Here is a 16,944-nt window from a genome sequence, read left to right on the forward strand (position 1 = left end):
TGGTCTATTTTTAATGCTTAACTAATCATTATGGTTATAAAAACGCCGACGACCTGAGCGGCTGTCTTTCTGCTTTGAGGGAATTTTATGAAGCTTCAGCAATTGCGCTACATCTGGGAAGTCGCGCATCACGACCTCAACGTTTCTGCCACGGCGCAAAGTCTCTACACCTCGCAGCCGGGCATCAGTAAGCAAATCCGCTTACTGGAAGACGAGCTGGGCGTGGAAGTATTCGCCCGCAGCGGTAAACACCTGACCCGCATCACCCCAGCCGGCGAGCGCATCATCAACACCGCCGGTGAGATCCTGCGCAAAGTTGAAAGCATCAAGCAGATTGCCCAGGAATTCTCCAACGAGAAAAAAGGCACCTTGTCGATTGCCACCACCCACACCCAGGCGCGCTACGCCCTGCCGCCGGTGATCAGCGCGTTTATCAAGCAGTACCCGGATGTATCCCTGCACATGCACCAGGGCACGCCGATGCAGATAGCCGAAATGGCCGCCGATGGCACGGTTGATTTCGCCATTGCCACCGAAGGCCTGGAGCTGTTCAACGACCTGATCATGATGCCCTGCTACCGCTGGAACCGCTGCGTGGTGGTGCCCCAGGGTCACCCACTGACCAAACTGCCGAAGCTGACTCTGGAAGCCCTGGCTGAGTATTCCATCGTCACCTACGTATTCGGTTTTACCGGCCGCTCCAAGCTCGATGAAGCCTTCAGCCATCGCGGCCTGACGCCAAAAGTGGTGTTCACTGCCGCCGATGCCGACGTGATCAAGACTTATGTACGCCTGGGCCTCGGCGTCGGCATCGTGGCCAAGATGGCCGTCGATGCCACCCTTGATCCTGACCTGGTGGTGCTGGATGCCGGCGAGCTGTTTGAATCCAGCGTGACCAAAATCGGCTTCCGCCGCGGCACCTTCCTGCGTGGTTTTATGTGCGACTTTATCGAGAAGTTCGCCCCACACCTGACCCGCGATGTCATGGCCAAAGCCGTGCAATGCCACGGCAAGGTCGAGCTGGAAGAACTGTTTGAAGGCGTTGAACTGCCGCTACACTAATATCGATTCAACAAAAAGCCGGTCACATGACCGGCTTTTTATTGCCCGCTATAAGCGGCCGCTCACTCGCCGCGCTGCAGTTCCTTGCCATGGGCGAAGTTCACCCACCAGCCAAACGCGGCGGCGGTAAAGAACATGATGATGCTGTAGATCGCCGCCGGGATCGACATGGTCGGGTTGTTCAGCAGCATCGGGCTGAGCGCCAGGGCAATCGCCAGGGTGCCGTTGTGGATGCCAATTTCCATACCGATGGCAATCGACTGGCGCAGGCTCAGCTTCATCAACCGTGGCACCCAATAGCCCACCGCCAGGCTGATCAAATTGAAGGCCAGCGCGGCGCCGCCCACCAGGGGCGCGTAGTCAACGAACGTCTGCCAGTCCTTAACCACAGCCAGCAAAATGATGATCAGCAAAAACAGCGCGGAGATGATTTTCACCGGCTTTTCCATGCGGGCGGCAAAGCCTTCGAAACGGCTGCGAATCCACATGCCGATGGCCACAGGGCCGAGCACGATGGCAAACACCTGGACCACTTTGGTGAACTGCAATGGCAGCGCCTGATCGCCGTCCATAAAATAGGCCAGCGATAAGTTAACGATCAGCGGCATGGTCAGCACCGCGACCACCGAATTGACTGCCGTGAGGGTGATATTCAGCGCCACATCACCGTGGGCCAAATGGCTGTAGAGATTCGCCGTGGTACCGCCTGGCGAGGCGGCCAGCAGCATCAAGCCAACGGCCAGCGCGGGTTCCAGGCCAAACGCTTTAGCCAAGAAGAAGCACACCAGTGGCAGCAGCACTAGCTGGCAGCTCAGGCCGATCAGCACCGGCTTGGGCAGTTTCACCACGCGGGCGAAATCCGCCAGAGTCAACGACAAGCCCAGGCCGAGCATGATGATGCCTAGGGCAATGGGAAGAAACAGGGTCAGTAACGGGTCAGCAGTCATTATTGTTCTACTCCGGGATCGGGACAGCGCAACGATTCTGGCGAGCGCATGACGATGCTCGCAGTGACTTTAGCGGCCAATCAGCCGACCGGGTAACCCTATATGCAAAAAGGCGCCATAAAGGCACCTTTTTTATCGCCGCATCTGCAAATCAGATCGCCGTTGCACCACCATCCACAGCCAGCGCATGGCCGGTGGTAAAGGCTGCGTTATCGCAGCACAGGTAAAGCACGGCGGTGGCAACCTCTTCGACCTTACCGATACGCCCGACCGGGTGCATGGCCGCTACGAATTCAGCCTTCTTCGGGTCGGTTTCATAGGCGCGGCGGAACATGTCGGTGTCGATTACCGCTGGGCAAACGGCGTTGACGCGGATTTTCTTCTTCGCATATTCCACCGCAGCGGACTTGGTCAGGCCAATCACTGCATGCTTGGACGCCGAGTAGATACTCATCTTCGGCGCAGCCCCCAGGCCAGCTATCGACGCCGTATTGACGATGGCGCCGCCACCCTGGGCCAACAGCAACGGAATCTGGTGCTTCATGCACAGCCACACACCTTTGACGTTAACGCCCATGATCGCGTCGTAGTCGCTTTCGCTGCCGTCAGCCAGCTTGCCTTTCTCGATTTCAATGCCGGCGTTGTTGAAGGCATAGTCCAGGCGCCCATAAGCCCCCAGCGTGCGTTCCATAAGCACCTGGACCTCGGCGTCGCGGGTCACGTCACAGCGTACAAACAGCGCATCGCCGCCAGCCTCACGGATCAATGCAACCGTGCCCTCTCCGCCTGCCACATCAACATCGGACACCACCACTTGCAGACCTTCGTTGGCGAATGCCAGTGCGGTAGCACGGCCAATACCAGCAGCACCACCGGTGACCAGGGCAACCCGGCCGGAAAAGCTCAAGCTCATCTGCGTGTCCTCGCAAGGAATAAAAAACTGCGCCGAGTCTAATCAGCTGCCCACGCCCACGGCAGCACTATCAAACTAGCGGTGAAGGCTTCATCCAAATGAGTGATTAACACCCCACGCCACCTATCACTCGAATGGATAAACAACCATTCGTTGCCTGGGCAAATCTTGCTCATCGCGGTCGTAAGGCTATCAACAGTCTTTCCGCTCAGTGAGTACCCGCCATGACTGCCCCACTCAATCGTCAGTTCCTGCTTGCCCAACGCCCCGTTGGCCTGCCCAGCCGCGAAACCTTCAGTTATGTAGAAACCAGCGTCGGCGAACCCGGCCCCGGACAAATTCTGGTGAAAAACGCCTACCTGTCGCTGGATCCGGCCATGCGTGGCTGGATGAATGATGCCAAATCCTATATTCCACCCGTCGGTATTGGCGAAGTCATGCGCGCCCTCGGCGTGGGTGAAGTTGTCGCCTCGCAGCACCCGGGCTTTGCCGTGGGTGACCATGTCAACGGCGCACTCGGTGTGCAGGATTACTTCCTCGGTGAGCCCAAGGGCTTCTACAAGGTCGACCCCAAGCGCGCGCCCTTGCCACTGTACCTGTCGGCGCTGGGCATGACGGGCATGACCGCCTATTTCGCCCTGCTCGATGTGGGCGCGCCGAAGGCCGGTGAAACTGTAGTGATCTCCGGTGCAGCCGGCGCCGTGGGCAGCGTGGCCGGGCAAATCGCCAAGCTCAAAGGTTGCCGCGTCGTCGGCATTGCTGGTGGCGCCGACAAGTGCAAATTTCTGATCGATGAGTTGGGCTTCGATGGCGCCATCGATTACAAAAATGAAGAGGTGATCGCCGGCCTCAAGCGCGAATGCCCGAAAGGCGTGGACGTGTATTTCGACAACGTCGGCGGCGACATTCTCGATGCAGTGCTTACCCGCCTGGCCTTCAAGGCGCGAGTAATCATTTGTGGCGCGATCAGCCAGTACAACAACAAGCAGGCGGTCAAAGGCCCGGCCAATTACCTCAACCTGCTGGTCAACAGCGCGCGCATGGAAGGCATGGTGGTGATGACCTATGCCCCACGCTTTGCCGAAGCGGCGGCGGAGATGGGCGGCTGGCTGGCCAGCGGCCAATTGAAGTCCAAGGAAGACATTGTCAGCGGTCTGCAAACCTTCCCGGAAACCCTGCTCAAGCTGTTTAGCGGCGAGAACTTCGGCAAGCTGGTGTTGAAAGTCGACTAACTGGCCGGCTTAAACAGCAAGGACTTTAGCCGTGCCCCCACAAGGTCGCGACTAAAGCCTTTGCATCAATTAGGCGCCGCAATGTCTGCGCCTAACCCGCCCTACCGGGTTAAGCCCGGTGACGACGCACTTCAATAATGTTTGGCAGGCGCGAGATACGTCCCAGTAGCCGCCCCAATGCATCCAACCCCGGAATTTCAACCGTGATGGACATCGAAGCGGTGTTGTCCTCTTTGTTCGAGCGGGTATTAAGCGCCAGCACATTGAGCTTTTCGTTGAGCAGCATCTGAGTCACGTCACGCAGTAGACCGGCGCGGTCATAGGCGCGAATGATGATGTCCACCGGGTAGGTTTGTACCGGCACCGGCCCCCAACCAACCTGGATGATCCGCTCCGGCTCACGCCCGGCCAGTTGCAGCACCGAGGCACAATCCTGGCGGTGGATACTCACCCACGACCGAGGGTGATATAGCCGACAATTGGATCGCCGGGCAGCGGCTGGCAGCAACCCGCCATCTGCGTAAGCAGATTACCCACGCCCTGAATCTGGATATCACCACGCTTGCCGGGTTTGAAACCCAACGCCTTACGCGGGATCAGCTCTAACTGCTCGTTGACCCGATCGGGTTCAACCAGTTGCTGCGCCAGGTTGACCAATTGCGCCAGGCGCAAATCGCCCGCACCGAGCGACGCGAAAAGATCCTCACTGGTCTTCATATTGGCCTTGTCCGCCAATTTTTCGAAGTCTACGTGCGGCAGCGCCAGGCGCAGCAGTTCGCGCTCGAGCTGGGTTTTACCCGCCGCCACGTTCTGATCACGGTCTTGCAGTTTGAACCAGTGAACAATCTTCGCCCGCGCCCGCGAGGTGGTGATGTAACCGAGGTTGGAGTTCAACCAGTCGCGGCTCGGCGTGCCGTGCTTACTGGTGATGATCTCCACCTGCTCGCCGGTTTGCAGGCTGTAGTTGAGCGGCACAATGCGCCCGTTAATCTTCGCACCGCGGCAGTTATGGCCGATTTCGGTGTGCACCCGGTAGGCAAAATCCAACGGCGTCGCGCCCTTGGGCAGGTCGATGGCGTGACCGTCCGGGGTGAACACGTAAACCCGGTCCGGCTCGATATCCACCCGCAGCTGTTCAGCCAGACCGCCGATATCGCCGAGTTCCTCATGCCATTCGAGCACCTGACGCAGCCAGGAAATCTTCTCCTCGTAATGGTTGGAGCCGGCCTTAACGTCAGTGCCCTTGTAGCGCCAGTGCGCGCACACCCCCAGCTCGGCTTCCTCGTGCATGGCCTGGGTGCGGATTTGCACCTCCAGCACCTTGCCCTCTGGGCCAAGCACGGCCGTGTGCAGCGAGCGGTAGCCGTTCTCTTTGGGGTTGGCGATGTAGTCGTCAAATTCCTTGGGAATATGCCGCCACAAGGTGTGCACGATACCCAGCGAGGTGTAGCAATCACGCACTTCAGGCACCAGCACCCGCACTGCGCGCACGTCATAAATCTGGTTGAACTGCAGCCCTTTGCGCTGCATTTTCCGCCAGATCGAATAAATATGTTTCACCCGGCCACTGATGTCGGCCTTGATTCCGGTGGTATCCAGCTCGCCACGCAGCTGGCCCATCACTTCATTGATGTAGTGCTCGCGGTCCAGACGGCGCTCGTGCAGCAGCTTGGCGATCTGCTTGTACTGCTCGGGTTCCAGATAGCGGAATGACAGGTCTTCGAGCTCCCACTTGATATGCCCGATACCTAAACGGTGGGCCAGCGGGGCGTAAATGTCGAAGACCTCGCGGGCCACACGTTGACGCTTCTCGTCGTCGGCCTCTTTCACCGCACGGATCGCGCAGGTGCGCTCGGCCAGCTTGATCAGCGCCACGCGCACATCATCGACCATCGCCACGAGCATCTTGCGCAGGTTTTCCACCTGGCCCTGGGAGCCCAGCACTAGAGAGTCACGCGGGTTCATCGAGGCGCTGATGGCAGCCATGCGCAGCACGCCTTCGACCAGCTTGGCCACCACCGGACCGAAGCGCTGATGGACCAGCGCTAACGGCACCTTGCCCTCACGCACGCAGCGGTAAATCACGGCGGCGACCAGAGAGTCCTGATCGAGTTTGAGATCGGCGAGAATTTCGGCGATCTCCAGACCGGCGCGGAAGCTCGACGCGCCCTCAGTCCATAAATTCTTCGCGGCATTGGCCTGCTGCTCAGCCGCGCGGGCGAACTCACACGCCTCACGCAGGGCGTCGCGATCCAACGCGGGGTCGACATTTAGTACATGTTCGAGCCATACCTCAAGATTGATACTGCCGTCATCGTTGATCGGCTGATGCGCTCTGACCTGAACCATCTTGCTTACCTTCCCTACAGTGCGTGATATGCACACCGAACAGTCGCCAGCCTTCTACGGGCTGGTCGGTTTAACCACTTAAGGCGCAATCCCTGTGCACCCCTGCTGCATCGAGAACAGTGCAAGCCCTTTATAAGCCAGAGCCTGCCGCCATATTTCGATGCGTCTATCTACGGCTTAACAAACAGCGCCATGGCTTCAACATGCGCGGTTTGCGGAAACATATCGAGGACACCAACCCGTTCGAGCTGATACCCCTGCGCCAGTAATTCAGCGCTGTCGCGGGCCAGGGTCGCCGGGTTACACGATACATACAACACCCGTTTAGCGCCCAGCGCGGTCATTTGCTTAACCACCTGTAACGCACCATCGCGCGGTGGATCCAGCAGCACGGCAGCGAAACCACCCTGCGCCCAGCCGGCCTCGGCCAGCGGGTTGGACAGGTCGGCCTGGAAAAAGTGCGCGTTGCCCAGGTTATTCCTTTCGGCATTCAACGCGGCGCGCTCGACCATGGTCTGCACGCCCTCTACCGCCACCAGCTCACGCACCTGCTGGGCCAGCGGCAAGGCGAAATTGCCCAGACCGCAAAACAGATCCAGCACCCGCTCATCGGCCTGCGGCGCGAGCCATTCCAGCGCCTGCGCGACCATGGCGTCGTTAACCGGTTGGTTGACCTGAACAAAGTCCCCAGGCCGGTAGGCCAGGTTGAGGTCGTAGGCATCCAGGCGATAACTCAGTTGCTGCTGAGGATCCAACGGCTGCGGCTCAGCACTGCCCTGTAACCACAGTTGGGCCGCCTGCGCGGTGCAAAATGCCTGTAAGCGGTCGAGGTCAGCCTCGCTCAGTGCTGCGGTATGCCGCACCAGCACCGCGCTGCTGCTGCCACTGAACAACTCAACATGACCAATCGCCTGGGGTTTATCCAACTCACGCAATACTTGAGGTAAGGCGCGCATGATCGGCTGCAAAGGCTGTACCAATACCGGGCATTCGCTAATGGCGATGATGTCCTGACTGGCCGCGGCGCGGAAACCAACGTCCAAACGCTTGGCCTTGTTGTCCCAACGCACGGCAATCCGCGCGCGGCGGCGATACGCCAGCTCAGGACCGACCAGTGGCGCGGACCATTCGCGCGGTTCAAGGTTGGCCAGACGGCTCAGCTGCTCGGCGAGCATGCGCTGTTTCAGGGCAAGCTGATCGGCATGGGGCATATGCTGCAAGCTGCAGCCGCCACAGACCTTGGCATGGGCGCAGGCCTCGCTGCGCCGCTCGGCGCTGGCGGTGAGAATCCGCTCAGTGCGTGCCTCAACCACCTTACCGTGGGCACCCAACACACGCGCCTCAATCTGCTCACCGGCCAACGCGCCGCTGACAAACCAGGTACGGCCCTCGACAAAGCCGATACCGCGGCCATCGTTAGCCAGGCGCTCGATGGCCAGCTTCTGTTTCTTGCCCACCGGCACCTGCGGCGCACGGGAACCACCGCTGGGTTGAAAGCGTAGACCGCCGTCTTTCTTAGCCATCAGTTACTCGGTTCGGCGTAAATGCCACTGGACAGGTAACGGTCGCCGCGATCGCAGATAATCGCCACCATCACCGCATTCTCAACTTCTTGCGACAACCGCAGCATGGCCGCCACCGAACCGCCGGAAGACACCCCACAGAAGATGCCCTCTTCACGCGCCAAACGGCGCATCACCTCTTCGGCTTCCTGCTGGCCCATGTCGATAATGCGATCAACCCGCTCAGCCTGATAAATGCTCGGCAGATACTCCTGCGGCCAGCGACGGATACCAGGAATCGAGGCGCCTTCCATCGGCTGCAGGCCGACGATCTGCACCTCAGGCTTCTGTTCTTTCAAGAAGCGCGACACCCCCATGATGGTGCCGGTGGTGCCCATAGAGCTAATGAAATGGGTGACCTGCCCGCCGGTCTGCTGCCAGATTTCCGGGCCGGTGCTGGTGTAGTGCGCAATCGGGTTATCGCCATTGGCGAACTGATCGAGCACCTTGCCCTTGCCATCGGCCTGCATCTGCAAGGCCAGGTCGCGGGCCTCTTCCATACCGCTGACCAGAATCAACTGCGCGCCATAGGCCGTCATCGCCGCCTTACGTTCGGCGGTGGAGTTGTCCGGCATGATCAGCACCATCCGGTAACCCTTGATCGCCGCGGCCATGGCCAGGGCAATGCCGGTATTGCCGCTGGTGGCTTCGATCAGCACATCACCGGGGGTGATATCACCACGCTGCTCAGCGCGGCTAATCATCGACAAGGCCGGACGGTCTTTTACCGAGCCCGCCGGATTATTGCCTTCAAGTTTCAGCAGCAAGGTATTGCTGGTGTTACCCGGCAAACGTTGCAGGCGAACCAGCGGGGTGTTGCCGACGCAATCGGCGATGGTTGGGTAATGCAGGCTCATGGCGAACAAGAGGATCCAGAAGCGAAGAAGGCCCTCATGATACCGGCAAACCACCCTCGGCTATATAACAGACCCGCTTTGCACGACAGCATTTGCCATGAGAGCGGGCGCAACCGCTAAACTGCCGCGACGTCAGTACAGGAGGCAGCGCGTGATAACGGATTTAGGCATCAAAGGCCGGGTGCTCATGCTCACCCTACTGCCCACCAGCCTGTTGGCCCTGGTGCTCGGTGGCTATTTCACCTGGATGCAGTTGTCCGGTTTGCAGGAGCAGTTGCTGCAGCGCGGGCAGATGATCATCGAGCAACTCGCCCCCCTCGCCGCCCCAGCCCTGCAAAGCGGCGACGCCGAGCTGTTGCAGCGCATCGCCAGCCAGGCACTCGAGCAGCCCGACGTGCGCACCGTAAGCTTCCTCAGCGCCGATCGTAATGCCCTCGCCCATGCGGGCCGAGCATGCTAAACCCCTCGCCAGCGACAGGTGAGCAGCAGCTTGTACAAAACAGCAACCAGAACGCGACGCGCTTTCTTCTGCCGGTGTATGAGCAGCATCTGAGCCTGACCGGCAAGGCCACCAGTAACCCGGGCACCCGGTTGCTCGGCTGGGTCGAGCTGGAACTCTCACATCACAGCACCCTGATCATCGGCTACCGCAGCCTGCTCGCCAGCCTGCTGTTGATTGCTGCCGGCCTGATGGTCACCGCCCTGCTTGCCGTGCGCATGAGCCACACCATCAACGAACCACTGCGGCGGATCAAACACGGCGTCGCCCAGCTCAAGGACGGCCATCTGGAAACCCGTTTGCCGCCACTCGGCAGCCATGAATTGGACGAGCTGGCGTCGGGCATCAACCGCATGGCCGAGTCCCTGCAGAACGCTCAGGAAGAACTGCAACACAGTGTCGACCAGGCCACCGAGGATGTGCGGCAGAACCTGGAAACCATCGAAATTCAGAACATCGAATTGGACCTGGCGCGCAAAGAGGCCCTGGAGGCCAGCCGGATAAAATCTGAATTCCTGGCCAACATGAGCCATGAAATCCGCACACCGCTCAACGGCATCCTCGGTTTCACCAACCTGCTGCAAAAAAGCGAGCTGACCCCGCGCCAGCAGGACTACCTGGGCACCATCGAAAAATCCGCCGACAGCCTGCTGGCAATCATCAACGAGATCCTCGACTTCTCTAAAATCGAGGCCGGCAAGCTGGTCCTGGAAAACATCCCGTTCAACCTGCGGGATCTGCTTCAGGAAAGCCTGACCATTCTCGCCCCCGCCGCCCACGCCAAGCAGCTGGAGTTGCTCAGCCTGGTTTATCGCGACACGCCGCTGTCGCTAATCGGCGACCCCCTGCGGCTCAAGCAGGTGCTGACCAACCTGGTGAGCAACGCGATCAAATTCACCCGCGCTGGCAGCATTGTTATCCGCGCCATGCTCGAAGACGAAAGCGCCGACCGCGCCCAGCTGCGCATCAGCGTGCAGGACACCGGCATCGGCCTCTCCGATGACGACTTGCGTGAATTGTTCCAGGCCTTCAGCCAGGCCGACAATTCGCTCAGCCGGCAGGCCGGTGGCACAGGCTTGGGCCTGGTGATTTCCAAACGTCTGATCGAGCAAATGGGCGGTGAGATCGGTGTCGACAGCACCCCCGAAGAAGGCTCGGAATTCTGGATCACCCTAAGTTTGCCAAAAGCCCGTGATGATGCCGAAGACCTGCCTCGTCCACCGCTGCTCGGGCGCCGCGTGGCCGCACTGGAAAGCCACGACCTGGCTCGCCAGGCCCTGCAGCATCAGCTGGAAGACTGTGGCCTGCAGGTCAGTGGTTTTGACAGCCTCGACAGCTTGCTCAGCGCGGTGGCCGAAGCCCGACATAGCGCTCAACCGATTGAGCTGGCGGTGCTCGGCGTCAGTACCCAGACCCTGCCGCCAGAGCGCCTTGACCAGCGTATCTGGGAGCTTGAGCGACTGGCCTGCAAAACCTTGTTGCTCTGCCCGACCACTGAGCAGTCGCTTTACCACAGCTTTTTGCCGGATGCGTACAGCCAGCTGCAAGCTAAACCCGCCTGTACACGCAAGCTGCAACGTGGCCTGGCCGAGCTGATTAGCCCGAGGCAGAACCGAGCCGACTACAAACATGCCGCGCCCAGCCGACCACCGCTGATTCTCTGCGTCGACGACAACCCGGCGAACCTGCTGCTGGTGCAAACCCTGCTGGACGATATGGGCGCCCAGGTCAGCATCGCCAACAGCGGCTATGAAGCCGTGGAAAAAGCCGCCGAACAAACCTTCGACCTGATTTTTATGGACGTACAAATGCCCGGCATGGATGGTCGCCAGGCCACCGAAGCGATTCGCCTGCACGAAAATGAGCATGGCCAGCCCCCGGTCGCGATTGTCGCGCTGACGGCACACGCCCTGGCCAACGAAAAGCGTGCCCTGCTGCAAAGCGGGCTGGACGACTACCTGACCAAACCCATCAGTGAACGCCAATTGGCCCAGGTGGTGCTCAAATGGACCGGCCTTGCCCTGCGTAGCCAGAGCAGCGAGCACACCGGCATGAGTGCGACACATAACAACCTCAGCGTGCTGGATGCCGAAGAAGGCCTGCGCCTGGCTGCCGGTAAAGCGGACCTGGCCGCCGATATGCTGAGCATGCTGCTGGCAGGGTTACCGGGTGACCGCCAAGCCATTCGCCAAGCCCGCGACAGCGGCGAACGCAACAGCTTGATTGAGCGCGTACACCGCCTGCACGGGGCCACTCGCTATTGCGGCGTGCCGCAACTGCGCGCGGCCTGCCAACGCAGTGAAACGCTACTGAAACAGAACGATCCAGCCGCCCAACAAGCGCTGGACCAACTGGAGGCCGCCATCGACCGGCTGGCTCAGCATTCACAGCTCAGTGCCTGAATCAGGCAGATCGAATCAACAAGCCGAGGAACTCCATGCGCATCATTCTGTTCAGCAGCAAGCCCTATGACCAACAGAGCTTTGACGCCGCGGGATTCCCTGACGACTGGCAATTGAGCTTTCAGGAAGCCCATCTGCGTCAGGACAGCGCCGGCCTGGCCGCCGGTTACGACGTGGTGTGCGCCTTTATCAATGACGACCTCAGTGCTGAGGTATTGCAGCAACTCGCGGCGGGCGGCACCCGGCTAATTGCCCTGCGCTCGGCCGGCTACAACCATGTTGACCTGCACGCCGCACACGCCCTTGGCCTGACCGTGGTGCGGGTGCCCGCGTACTCACCGCATGCCGTCGCCGAGCATGCGGTGGCGCTGATCATGACCCTCAACCGCCGCACCCACCGCGCCTTCAACCGCACCCGCGAAGGTGACTTCTCCCTGCACGGGCTGATCGGCTTCGACCTGCATGGCAAACACGCCGGCATCATCGGCGCTGGGCAAATCGGCCTGACCTTTGCGCGGATCATGGCCGGCTTCGGCTGCACCTTATTGATCCATGACCCACACCCCATTGCCGACCTACCCGCTGGCGCGCGGCAAGTCGAACTGGATCAACTGCTCGAAACCAGCGACATCATCAGCCTGCACTGCCCGCTCAACACGGCCACTCACCACCTGATCGACTCCGCGCGCTTACAACAAATGAAGCGTGGCGCGATGTTGATCAATACTGGGCGCGGGGCCTTGATCGATACACCGGCACTGATTGGCGCGCTGAAAAGTGGGCAACTGGGCTACCTGGGCCTGGATGTCTATGAAGAAGAGGCCGAGCTGTTTTTTGAGGATCACTCGCAGCAACCGCTGCAGGATGATGTTCTGGCGCGCCTGCTGAGTTTCCCCAATGTGCTGATTACCGCGCATCAGGCTTTTCTCACCCATGAAGCGTTGGCGGCGATTGCCGGCACCACACGCGACAATATCGCCGCCTGGCTGAGCGGAGCGCCAATCAATCAGCTACTTCCTGCCGCGTGATAGCATCGCGCACACATTTGGAGGATCCATGGCTGAACACGATTTTCGCTACAACTTGCTCAACCCCGAGCACACCCTGATCGAATGCCGCGCACTGGCACCCGGCCGCTATCAGGTCACCGGCAATGGCGGCTCGATCCAGAGCGGCGACACCCTGCTGGTCACCCTCAAAGGCAGTCGCGAGCTGTCCATGCGCCTGCAAGCTGACAAGGTTCGCCACCTGATCAACCCACGCGGCCAGTGGGTGGCCGTGGCCACCGGCCCGGCGTTCGGCGAACTGGCCATCTTCAATTGGCAGGTCAATTGCGACAGCTGCAATGCGCAACTGGATTTCGAATTCGCGGTCGATGCCGCCCTCGGCAAAAAAGCTCAGGCACCCGCCGCCGAAGCACGGATCAAAGAGCTCGGTTGGCTGTCGAAGAACGCCAAGCACCTATGCCCGACGTGCATCAACAAGGAGGCTCCATGAACCGCACATTAGCCATAAGCTTACTGGCTGCAAGCCTTGCAGGCTGCGCCACATCCGCACCGCAACTGGAAACCGAACAGACCTACCAGGTGGAATGGATCGGTGAGCGCCCGCTGATCGACAACAGCCACCTAACCATCACTCTGGGTGATGATGGCCGCGCCTACGGTAACGCCGGCTGCAACCATTGGTTTGCTGGCTACACGCTACAAGGCGATAAGCTCAGCTTCAGTGCTGCCGGCAGCACGCGCAAAATGTGCGCGCCGGCCCTGATGGAGCAGGAAGCGCGCTTTCTCGAGAGCCTGAGCACGGTGCAGCGCTGGGACTTTTCGCCCACTGAGCAGCTGCGTCTCTGGCCCGCACAAGGCAAGCCACTGCGCCTCTGGCCGGAAAGCAACTAAGCGCACAGCGACGGCCCGCAGGGTCGCTGCCATGGATGGCAGGCCATAAAAAGGGAGCCCAAGGGCTCCCTTTTTTGTTGCAGCCGAAACTCAGTGAATGATCTGGCTGAGGAACAGCTTGGTGCGTTCGTTCTGCGGGTTGGTGAAGAAGGCGTTGGGCTCGTTTTGCTCAACAATCTCGCCTTTATCGAGGAATATCACCCGGTTCGCCACGGTGCGGGCAAAGCCCATTTCGTGGGTGACACAGAGCATGGTCATGCCGTCTTCAGCCAGGCCGACCATGGTGTCGAGAACTTCTTTAACCATTTCCGGGTCGAGGGCCGAGGTCGGCTCGTCGAACAGCATGATCTTCGGTTTCATGCACAGCGCACGGGCAATCGCCACGCGCTGCTGCTGACCACCGGAGAGTTGCCCCGGGTACTTGTGCGCCTGCTCCGGAATGCGCACGCGTTCCAGGTAGTGCATGGCCACTTCTTCAGCTTCGCGCTTGGGCATCTTGCGCACCCACATCGGGGCCAAAGTGCAGTTCTGCAGCACGGTGAGGTGCGGGAACAGGTTGAAGTGCTGGAACACCATGCCCACTTCGCGGCGCACCGCTTCGATGTGCTTGAGGTCATGAGTCAGCTCGGTGCCATCGATGATGATGCGACCCTGCTGATGCTCTTCCAAACGATTGAGGCAGCGAATCGCGGTCGACTTCCCAGAGCCGGACGGGCCACACAGCACGATGCGCTCGCCCTGCTGCACGCTCAGGTTGATGTCCTTGAGCACGTGGAACTGGCCGTACCACTTGTGCACACCCTCCATGAGGATCATCGGCTCAGCGCTGGTTTGTTTAATTGCTTCAGGCATTGAAAGGTCTCCTAACGCTTATGGCCGGTGTCCAGCTTGCGCTCCAGATGTTGGGAGTAGCGGGACATACCAAAACAGAAAATCCAGAAAATTAGCGCTGCAAACACGTAGCCTTCAGTGGCCATGCCCAGCCAAGCCGGATCGGTGGTGGCTTGCTTGATGCTGTTAAGCAAGTCGAACAGGCCGATGATGATCACCAGGCTGGTGTCCTTGAACAGCGCAATAAAGGTGTTAACGATGCCAGGGATCACCAGCTTCAAGGCTTGCGGCAGAATCACCAGGCCCATCATCCGCCAGTAACCCAGGCCCATGGCCGCAGCGGCCTCGTATTGGCCCTTGGGAATCGCCTGCAGACCACCGCGCACCACTTCGGCGATGTAGGCCGACTGGAACAGAATTACCCCGATCAATGCCCGCACCAGCTTGTCAAAGCTCAAGCCCTCAGGCAGGAATAGCGGCAGCATCACCGAGGACATAAACAGCACGGTAATCAGCGGTACGCCGCGCCAAAACTCGATAAAGGTTACGCAGATAACCCGGATGGCCGGCATATCCGAGCGCCGCCCCAACGCCAGCACGATGCCCAGCGGCAAAGCACCGGCAATACCGACAGCGGCGATCACCAGGGTCAACATCAGGCCACCCCAGCGACTGGTCGACACCGTCGTCAGGCCGAAGAAGCCACCGTGCAGCAACCAATAAGCCAGCAGCGGATAAACCACCAGGAAAACCAGGCCGTAGATGGCTTTGCGTGGCATTTGTGGGATGAACAATGGTGCGGCGCCGATTACCGCCAACCACAGGGTCAGGTCAACGCGCCAGCGCAGTTCAGTCGGGTAAAAGCCGTACATAAACTGACCAAAGCGCTGCTGAACAAACACCCAGCAGGCACCGCCGCTGGTGCAATCTGCGCGGGTAGTACCGGTCCAGTCAGCGTCGATCAAGGCCCACTGAATCAGCGGCGGAATAATCAGCCAGACCAAGTAAGCCGCAAACAGCGTCAGAAGCGTATTGAACCAGCTGGAAAACAGGTTGGCGCGCAGCCAACCGACAACCCCGACGCTGAGCGCGGGTGGCGGTAGATCAGGTTTGAAGGTATGAGTTTGCATGGCTGCTCCTTACCGCTCGATCAGCGCAATGCGCTTGTTGTACCAGTTCATCAACATGGAAATGCTGATACTGATCGCCAGGTACACGCTCATGGTGATGGCAATCACTTCAATGGCCTGCCCGGTCTGGTTGAGTACCGTTCCGGCAAACAGCGAGACCATGTCCGGATAACCAATACCGGCGGCCAGCGAGGAGTTCTTCGCCAGGTTCAGGTATTGGCTGGTCAGCGGCGGAATGATGACCCGCAGCGCCTGCGGAATGATCACCAGACGCAAGGTCTTGCCGGCAGGCATGCCCAGCGAGCGGGCGGCCTCAGTTTGCCCGTGGCTGACCGCCATGATCCCGGAACGCACGTTTTCGGCGATAAAGGCCGCGGTATAGATGGTCAACGCCAGGGTCAGCGCCATCAACTCCGGGATCAGCACCCAGCCACCACGGAAGTTGAAGCCGCTCAACTCCGGCACGCTCCACTGCAGCGGGTTACCGCCCAGCAGAATGGCCAGCCCCGGCAAGCCGATCAACAGTGGAATCGCCCCCATGGACACCGGAAACAGCTTGCCGGTGGCCTCAAAACGCGCCTTCGACCAACGCGACAGCAGCACCACACCGATGATGGCGACAATCACCGCGCCAGCAAACAGACCGAAGTTATCCGCAGGGCTCGGCGCCGGCATATACAAGCCACGGCTGTTGAGGAAAAACGTCTCACCCACGCCCATGCTTTGCCGCGGCCCTGGCAGGGAGAGCATCACGGCGAAGTACCAGAAGAAGATTTGCAGCAGCGGCGGGATGTTACGGAAGATCTCGATGTACACGGTTGCCAGCTTGCTGATCAACCAGTTCGGCGACAGACGCGCCACACCCAATAGGAAACCCAACAGCGTCGCCAGGACAATACCAATCACCGACACCAACAAGGTGTTGAGCAGGCCCACCACGAAAACACGCCCATAGGAGTTGCTTTCGTCGTAGTCGATCAGGTGTTGGGCAATACCGAAGCCGGCACTGTTATTGAGAAAGGAAAAACCAGAGGTAATCCCGCGTTTCTCGAGGTTGGTCTGGGTGTTGTCAAACAGGAACCAGCCGAGCGCCACAACGGCGATAACGGCAATAATTTGAAATAGCCAAGCGCGTGCCTTGGGGTCGGTCCAGACCGATCCACCGGGGCGCGGGGCATTTGCAGTAGTTTGCATAGGAGCCCTCTTGGAACCCTATGCCCGCGTCGGCGGGCATAGGGTTCACATCAATCAGAACAATGCCG

General features: G+C 59.8%; 12 protein-coding genes and 2 pseudogenes. 6 read left to right on the top strand and 8 right to left on the bottom strand.

Features of this window, described 5'->3' with window-relative positions:
* Window positions 1-87: 87 nt before the first annotated feature.
* A complete protein-coding gene (gene cysB / locus ACEPAJ_RS13460; protein WP_425915326.1) occupies window positions 88-1,062 on the top strand; it encodes an HTH-type transcriptional regulator CysB in 975 nt (324 codons plus the stop codon).
* A gap of 62 nt (window positions 1,063-1,124) precedes the next feature.
* Here cysB and ACEPAJ_RS13465 read toward each other — a convergent pair whose 3' ends face one another.
* Window positions 1,125-2,009 (bottom strand): bile acid:sodium symporter family protein, encoded by an 885-nt coding sequence (locus ACEPAJ_RS13465; protein ID WP_425915328.1) that lies wholly within the window; start codon window positions 2,007-2,009, stop codon window positions 1,125-1,127.
* Window positions 2,010-2,160: 151 nt separating this feature from the next.
* Entirely contained in the window at window positions 2,161-2,922 is a 762-nt protein-coding gene (locus ACEPAJ_RS13470; RefSeq protein WP_425915330.1) for an SDR family oxidoreductase, read from the bottom strand.
* Window positions 2,923-3,146: 224 nt separating this feature from the next.
* On the opposite strand from ACEPAJ_RS13470, the gene ACEPAJ_RS13475 reads away from it, so the two are divergent.
* Window positions 3,147-4,154 carry an NADP-dependent oxidoreductase gene (locus ACEPAJ_RS13475; protein ID WP_322947569.1) on the top strand — a complete coding sequence of 336 codons (1,008 nt, stop codon included), beginning with the start codon at window positions 3,147-3,149 and terminating at the stop codon, window positions 4,152-4,154.
* 109 nt (window positions 4,155-4,263) lie between these two features.
* Here ACEPAJ_RS13475 and relA read toward each other — a convergent pair.
* From relA to cysM, 3 genes and pseudogenes are all read right to left on the bottom strand, one after another.
* A pseudogene (relA, locus tag ACEPAJ_RS13480) lies at window positions 4,264-6,503 on the bottom strand (GTP diphosphokinase).
* 170 nt (window positions 6,504-6,673) lie between these two features.
* On the bottom strand, window positions 6,674-8,026 hold the full coding sequence (gene rlmD, locus ACEPAJ_RS13485; RefSeq protein WP_425915333.1) for a 23S rRNA (uracil(1939)-C(5))-methyltransferase RlmD: 1,353 nt from the start codon (window positions 8,024-8,026) through the stop codon (window positions 6,674-6,676).
* Entirely contained in the window at window positions 8,026-8,922 is an 897-nt protein-coding gene (gene cysM / locus ACEPAJ_RS13490) for a cysteine synthase CysM (RefSeq protein ID WP_425915335.1), read from the bottom strand. The genes rlmD and cysM overlap by 1 nt, the downstream gene beginning before the upstream one ends.
* 151 nt (window positions 8,923-9,073) lie before the next feature.
* Between cysM and ACEPAJ_RS13495 the strand changes: the two are divergent.
* From ACEPAJ_RS13495 to ACEPAJ_RS13510, 4 genes and pseudogenes are all read left to right on the top strand, one after another.
* Window positions 9,074-11,823, top strand: a pseudogene (locus ACEPAJ_RS13495) (ATP-binding protein).
* A 35-nt stretch (window positions 11,824-11,858) separates the two neighbouring features.
* Window positions 11,859-12,851: a 2-hydroxyacid dehydrogenase gene (locus ACEPAJ_RS13500; RefSeq protein WP_425915337.1), complete on the top strand. Its 993-nt coding sequence runs from the start codon at window positions 11,859-11,861 to the stop codon at window positions 12,849-12,851.
* A gap of 28 nt (window positions 12,852-12,879) precedes the next feature.
* Window positions 12,880-13,320, top strand: a complete 441-nt coding sequence (locus tag ACEPAJ_RS13505; protein ID WP_425915339.1) for a hypothetical protein — start codon at window positions 12,880-12,882, stop codon at window positions 13,318-13,320.
* Window positions 13,317-13,721 (top strand): META domain-containing protein, encoded by a 405-nt coding sequence (locus tag ACEPAJ_RS13510; RefSeq protein WP_274088414.1) that lies wholly within the window; start codon window positions 13,317-13,319, stop codon window positions 13,719-13,721. The genes ACEPAJ_RS13505 and ACEPAJ_RS13510 overlap by 4 nt, the downstream gene beginning before the upstream one ends.
* Before the next feature lie 90 nt (window positions 13,722-13,811).
* Here the strand turns inward: ACEPAJ_RS13510 and ACEPAJ_RS13515 are convergent, their stop codons facing one another.
* The 3 genes from ACEPAJ_RS13515 to ACEPAJ_RS13525 are packed head-to-tail and all read right to left on the bottom strand — an operon-like array spanning window position 13,812 to window position 16,876.
* Entirely contained in the window at window positions 13,812-14,573 is a 762-nt protein-coding gene (locus ACEPAJ_RS13515) for an amino acid ABC transporter ATP-binding protein (protein WP_274088415.1), read from the bottom strand.
* 11 nt (window positions 14,574-14,584) lie between these two features.
* Window positions 14,585-15,682, bottom strand: coding sequence for an amino acid ABC transporter permease (locus tag ACEPAJ_RS13520; RefSeq protein ID WP_425915342.1), 1,098 nt, complete (start codon window positions 15,680-15,682; stop codon window positions 14,585-14,587).
* A gap of 9 nt (window positions 15,683-15,691) precedes the next feature.
* Window positions 15,692-16,876, bottom strand: coding sequence for an amino acid ABC transporter permease (locus ACEPAJ_RS13525; protein WP_425915344.1), 1,185 nt, complete (start codon window positions 16,874-16,876; stop codon window positions 15,692-15,694).
* Window positions 16,877-16,944: the final 68 nt, after the last annotated feature.

It is taken from the genome of Pseudomonas sp. GWSMS-1, from assembly GCF_049847425.1.
GTDB lineage: Bacteria > Pseudomonadota > Gammaproteobacteria > Pseudomonadales > Pseudomonadaceae > Aquipseudomonas.

Bases quoted from the DNA above. Each gene is read 5' to 3' on its own strand.
- cysB (WP_425915326.1), top strand. From the start codon at position 88: ATGAAGCTTCAGCAATTGCGCTACATCTGGGAAGTCGCGCATCACGAC.
- ACEPAJ_RS13520 (WP_425915342.1), bottom strand. From the start codon at position 15,682: ATGCAAACTCATACCTTCAAACCTGATCTACCGCCACCCGCGCTCAGC.
- ACEPAJ_RS13500 (WP_425915337.1), top strand. From the start codon at position 11,859: ATGCGCATCATTCTGTTCAGCAGCAAGCCCTATGACCAACAGAGCTTT.
- ACEPAJ_RS13470 (WP_425915330.1), bottom strand. From the start codon at position 2,922: ATGAGCTTGAGCTTTTCCGGCCGGGTTGCCCTGGTCACCGGTGGTGCT.
- ACEPAJ_RS13510 (WP_274088414.1), top strand. From the start codon at position 13,317: ATGAACCGCACATTAGCCATAAGCTTACTGGCTGCAAGCCTTGCAGGC.
- ACEPAJ_RS13515 (WP_274088415.1), bottom strand. From the start codon at position 14,573: ATGCCTGAAGCAATTAAACAAACCAGCGCTGAGCCGATGATCCTCATG.
- ACEPAJ_RS13475 (WP_322947569.1), top strand. From the start codon at position 3,147: ATGACTGCCCCACTCAATCGTCAGTTCCTGCTTGCCCAACGCCCCGTT.
- rlmD (WP_425915333.1), bottom strand. From the start codon at position 8,026: ATGGCTAAGAAAGACGGCGGTCTACGCTTTCAACCCAGCGGTGGTTCC.
- ACEPAJ_RS13465 (WP_425915328.1), bottom strand. From the start codon at position 2,009: ATGACTGCTGACCCGTTACTGACCCTGTTTCTTCCCATTGCCCTAGGC.
- ACEPAJ_RS13505 (WP_425915339.1), top strand. From the start codon at position 12,880: ATGGCTGAACACGATTTTCGCTACAACTTGCTCAACCCCGAGCACACC.
- ACEPAJ_RS13525 (WP_425915344.1), bottom strand. From the start codon at position 16,876: ATGCAAACTACTGCAAATGCCCCGCGCCCCGGTGGATCGGTCTGGACC.
- cysM (WP_425915335.1), bottom strand. From the start codon at position 8,922: ATGAGCCTGCATTACCCAACCATCGCCGATTGCGTCGGCAACACCCCG.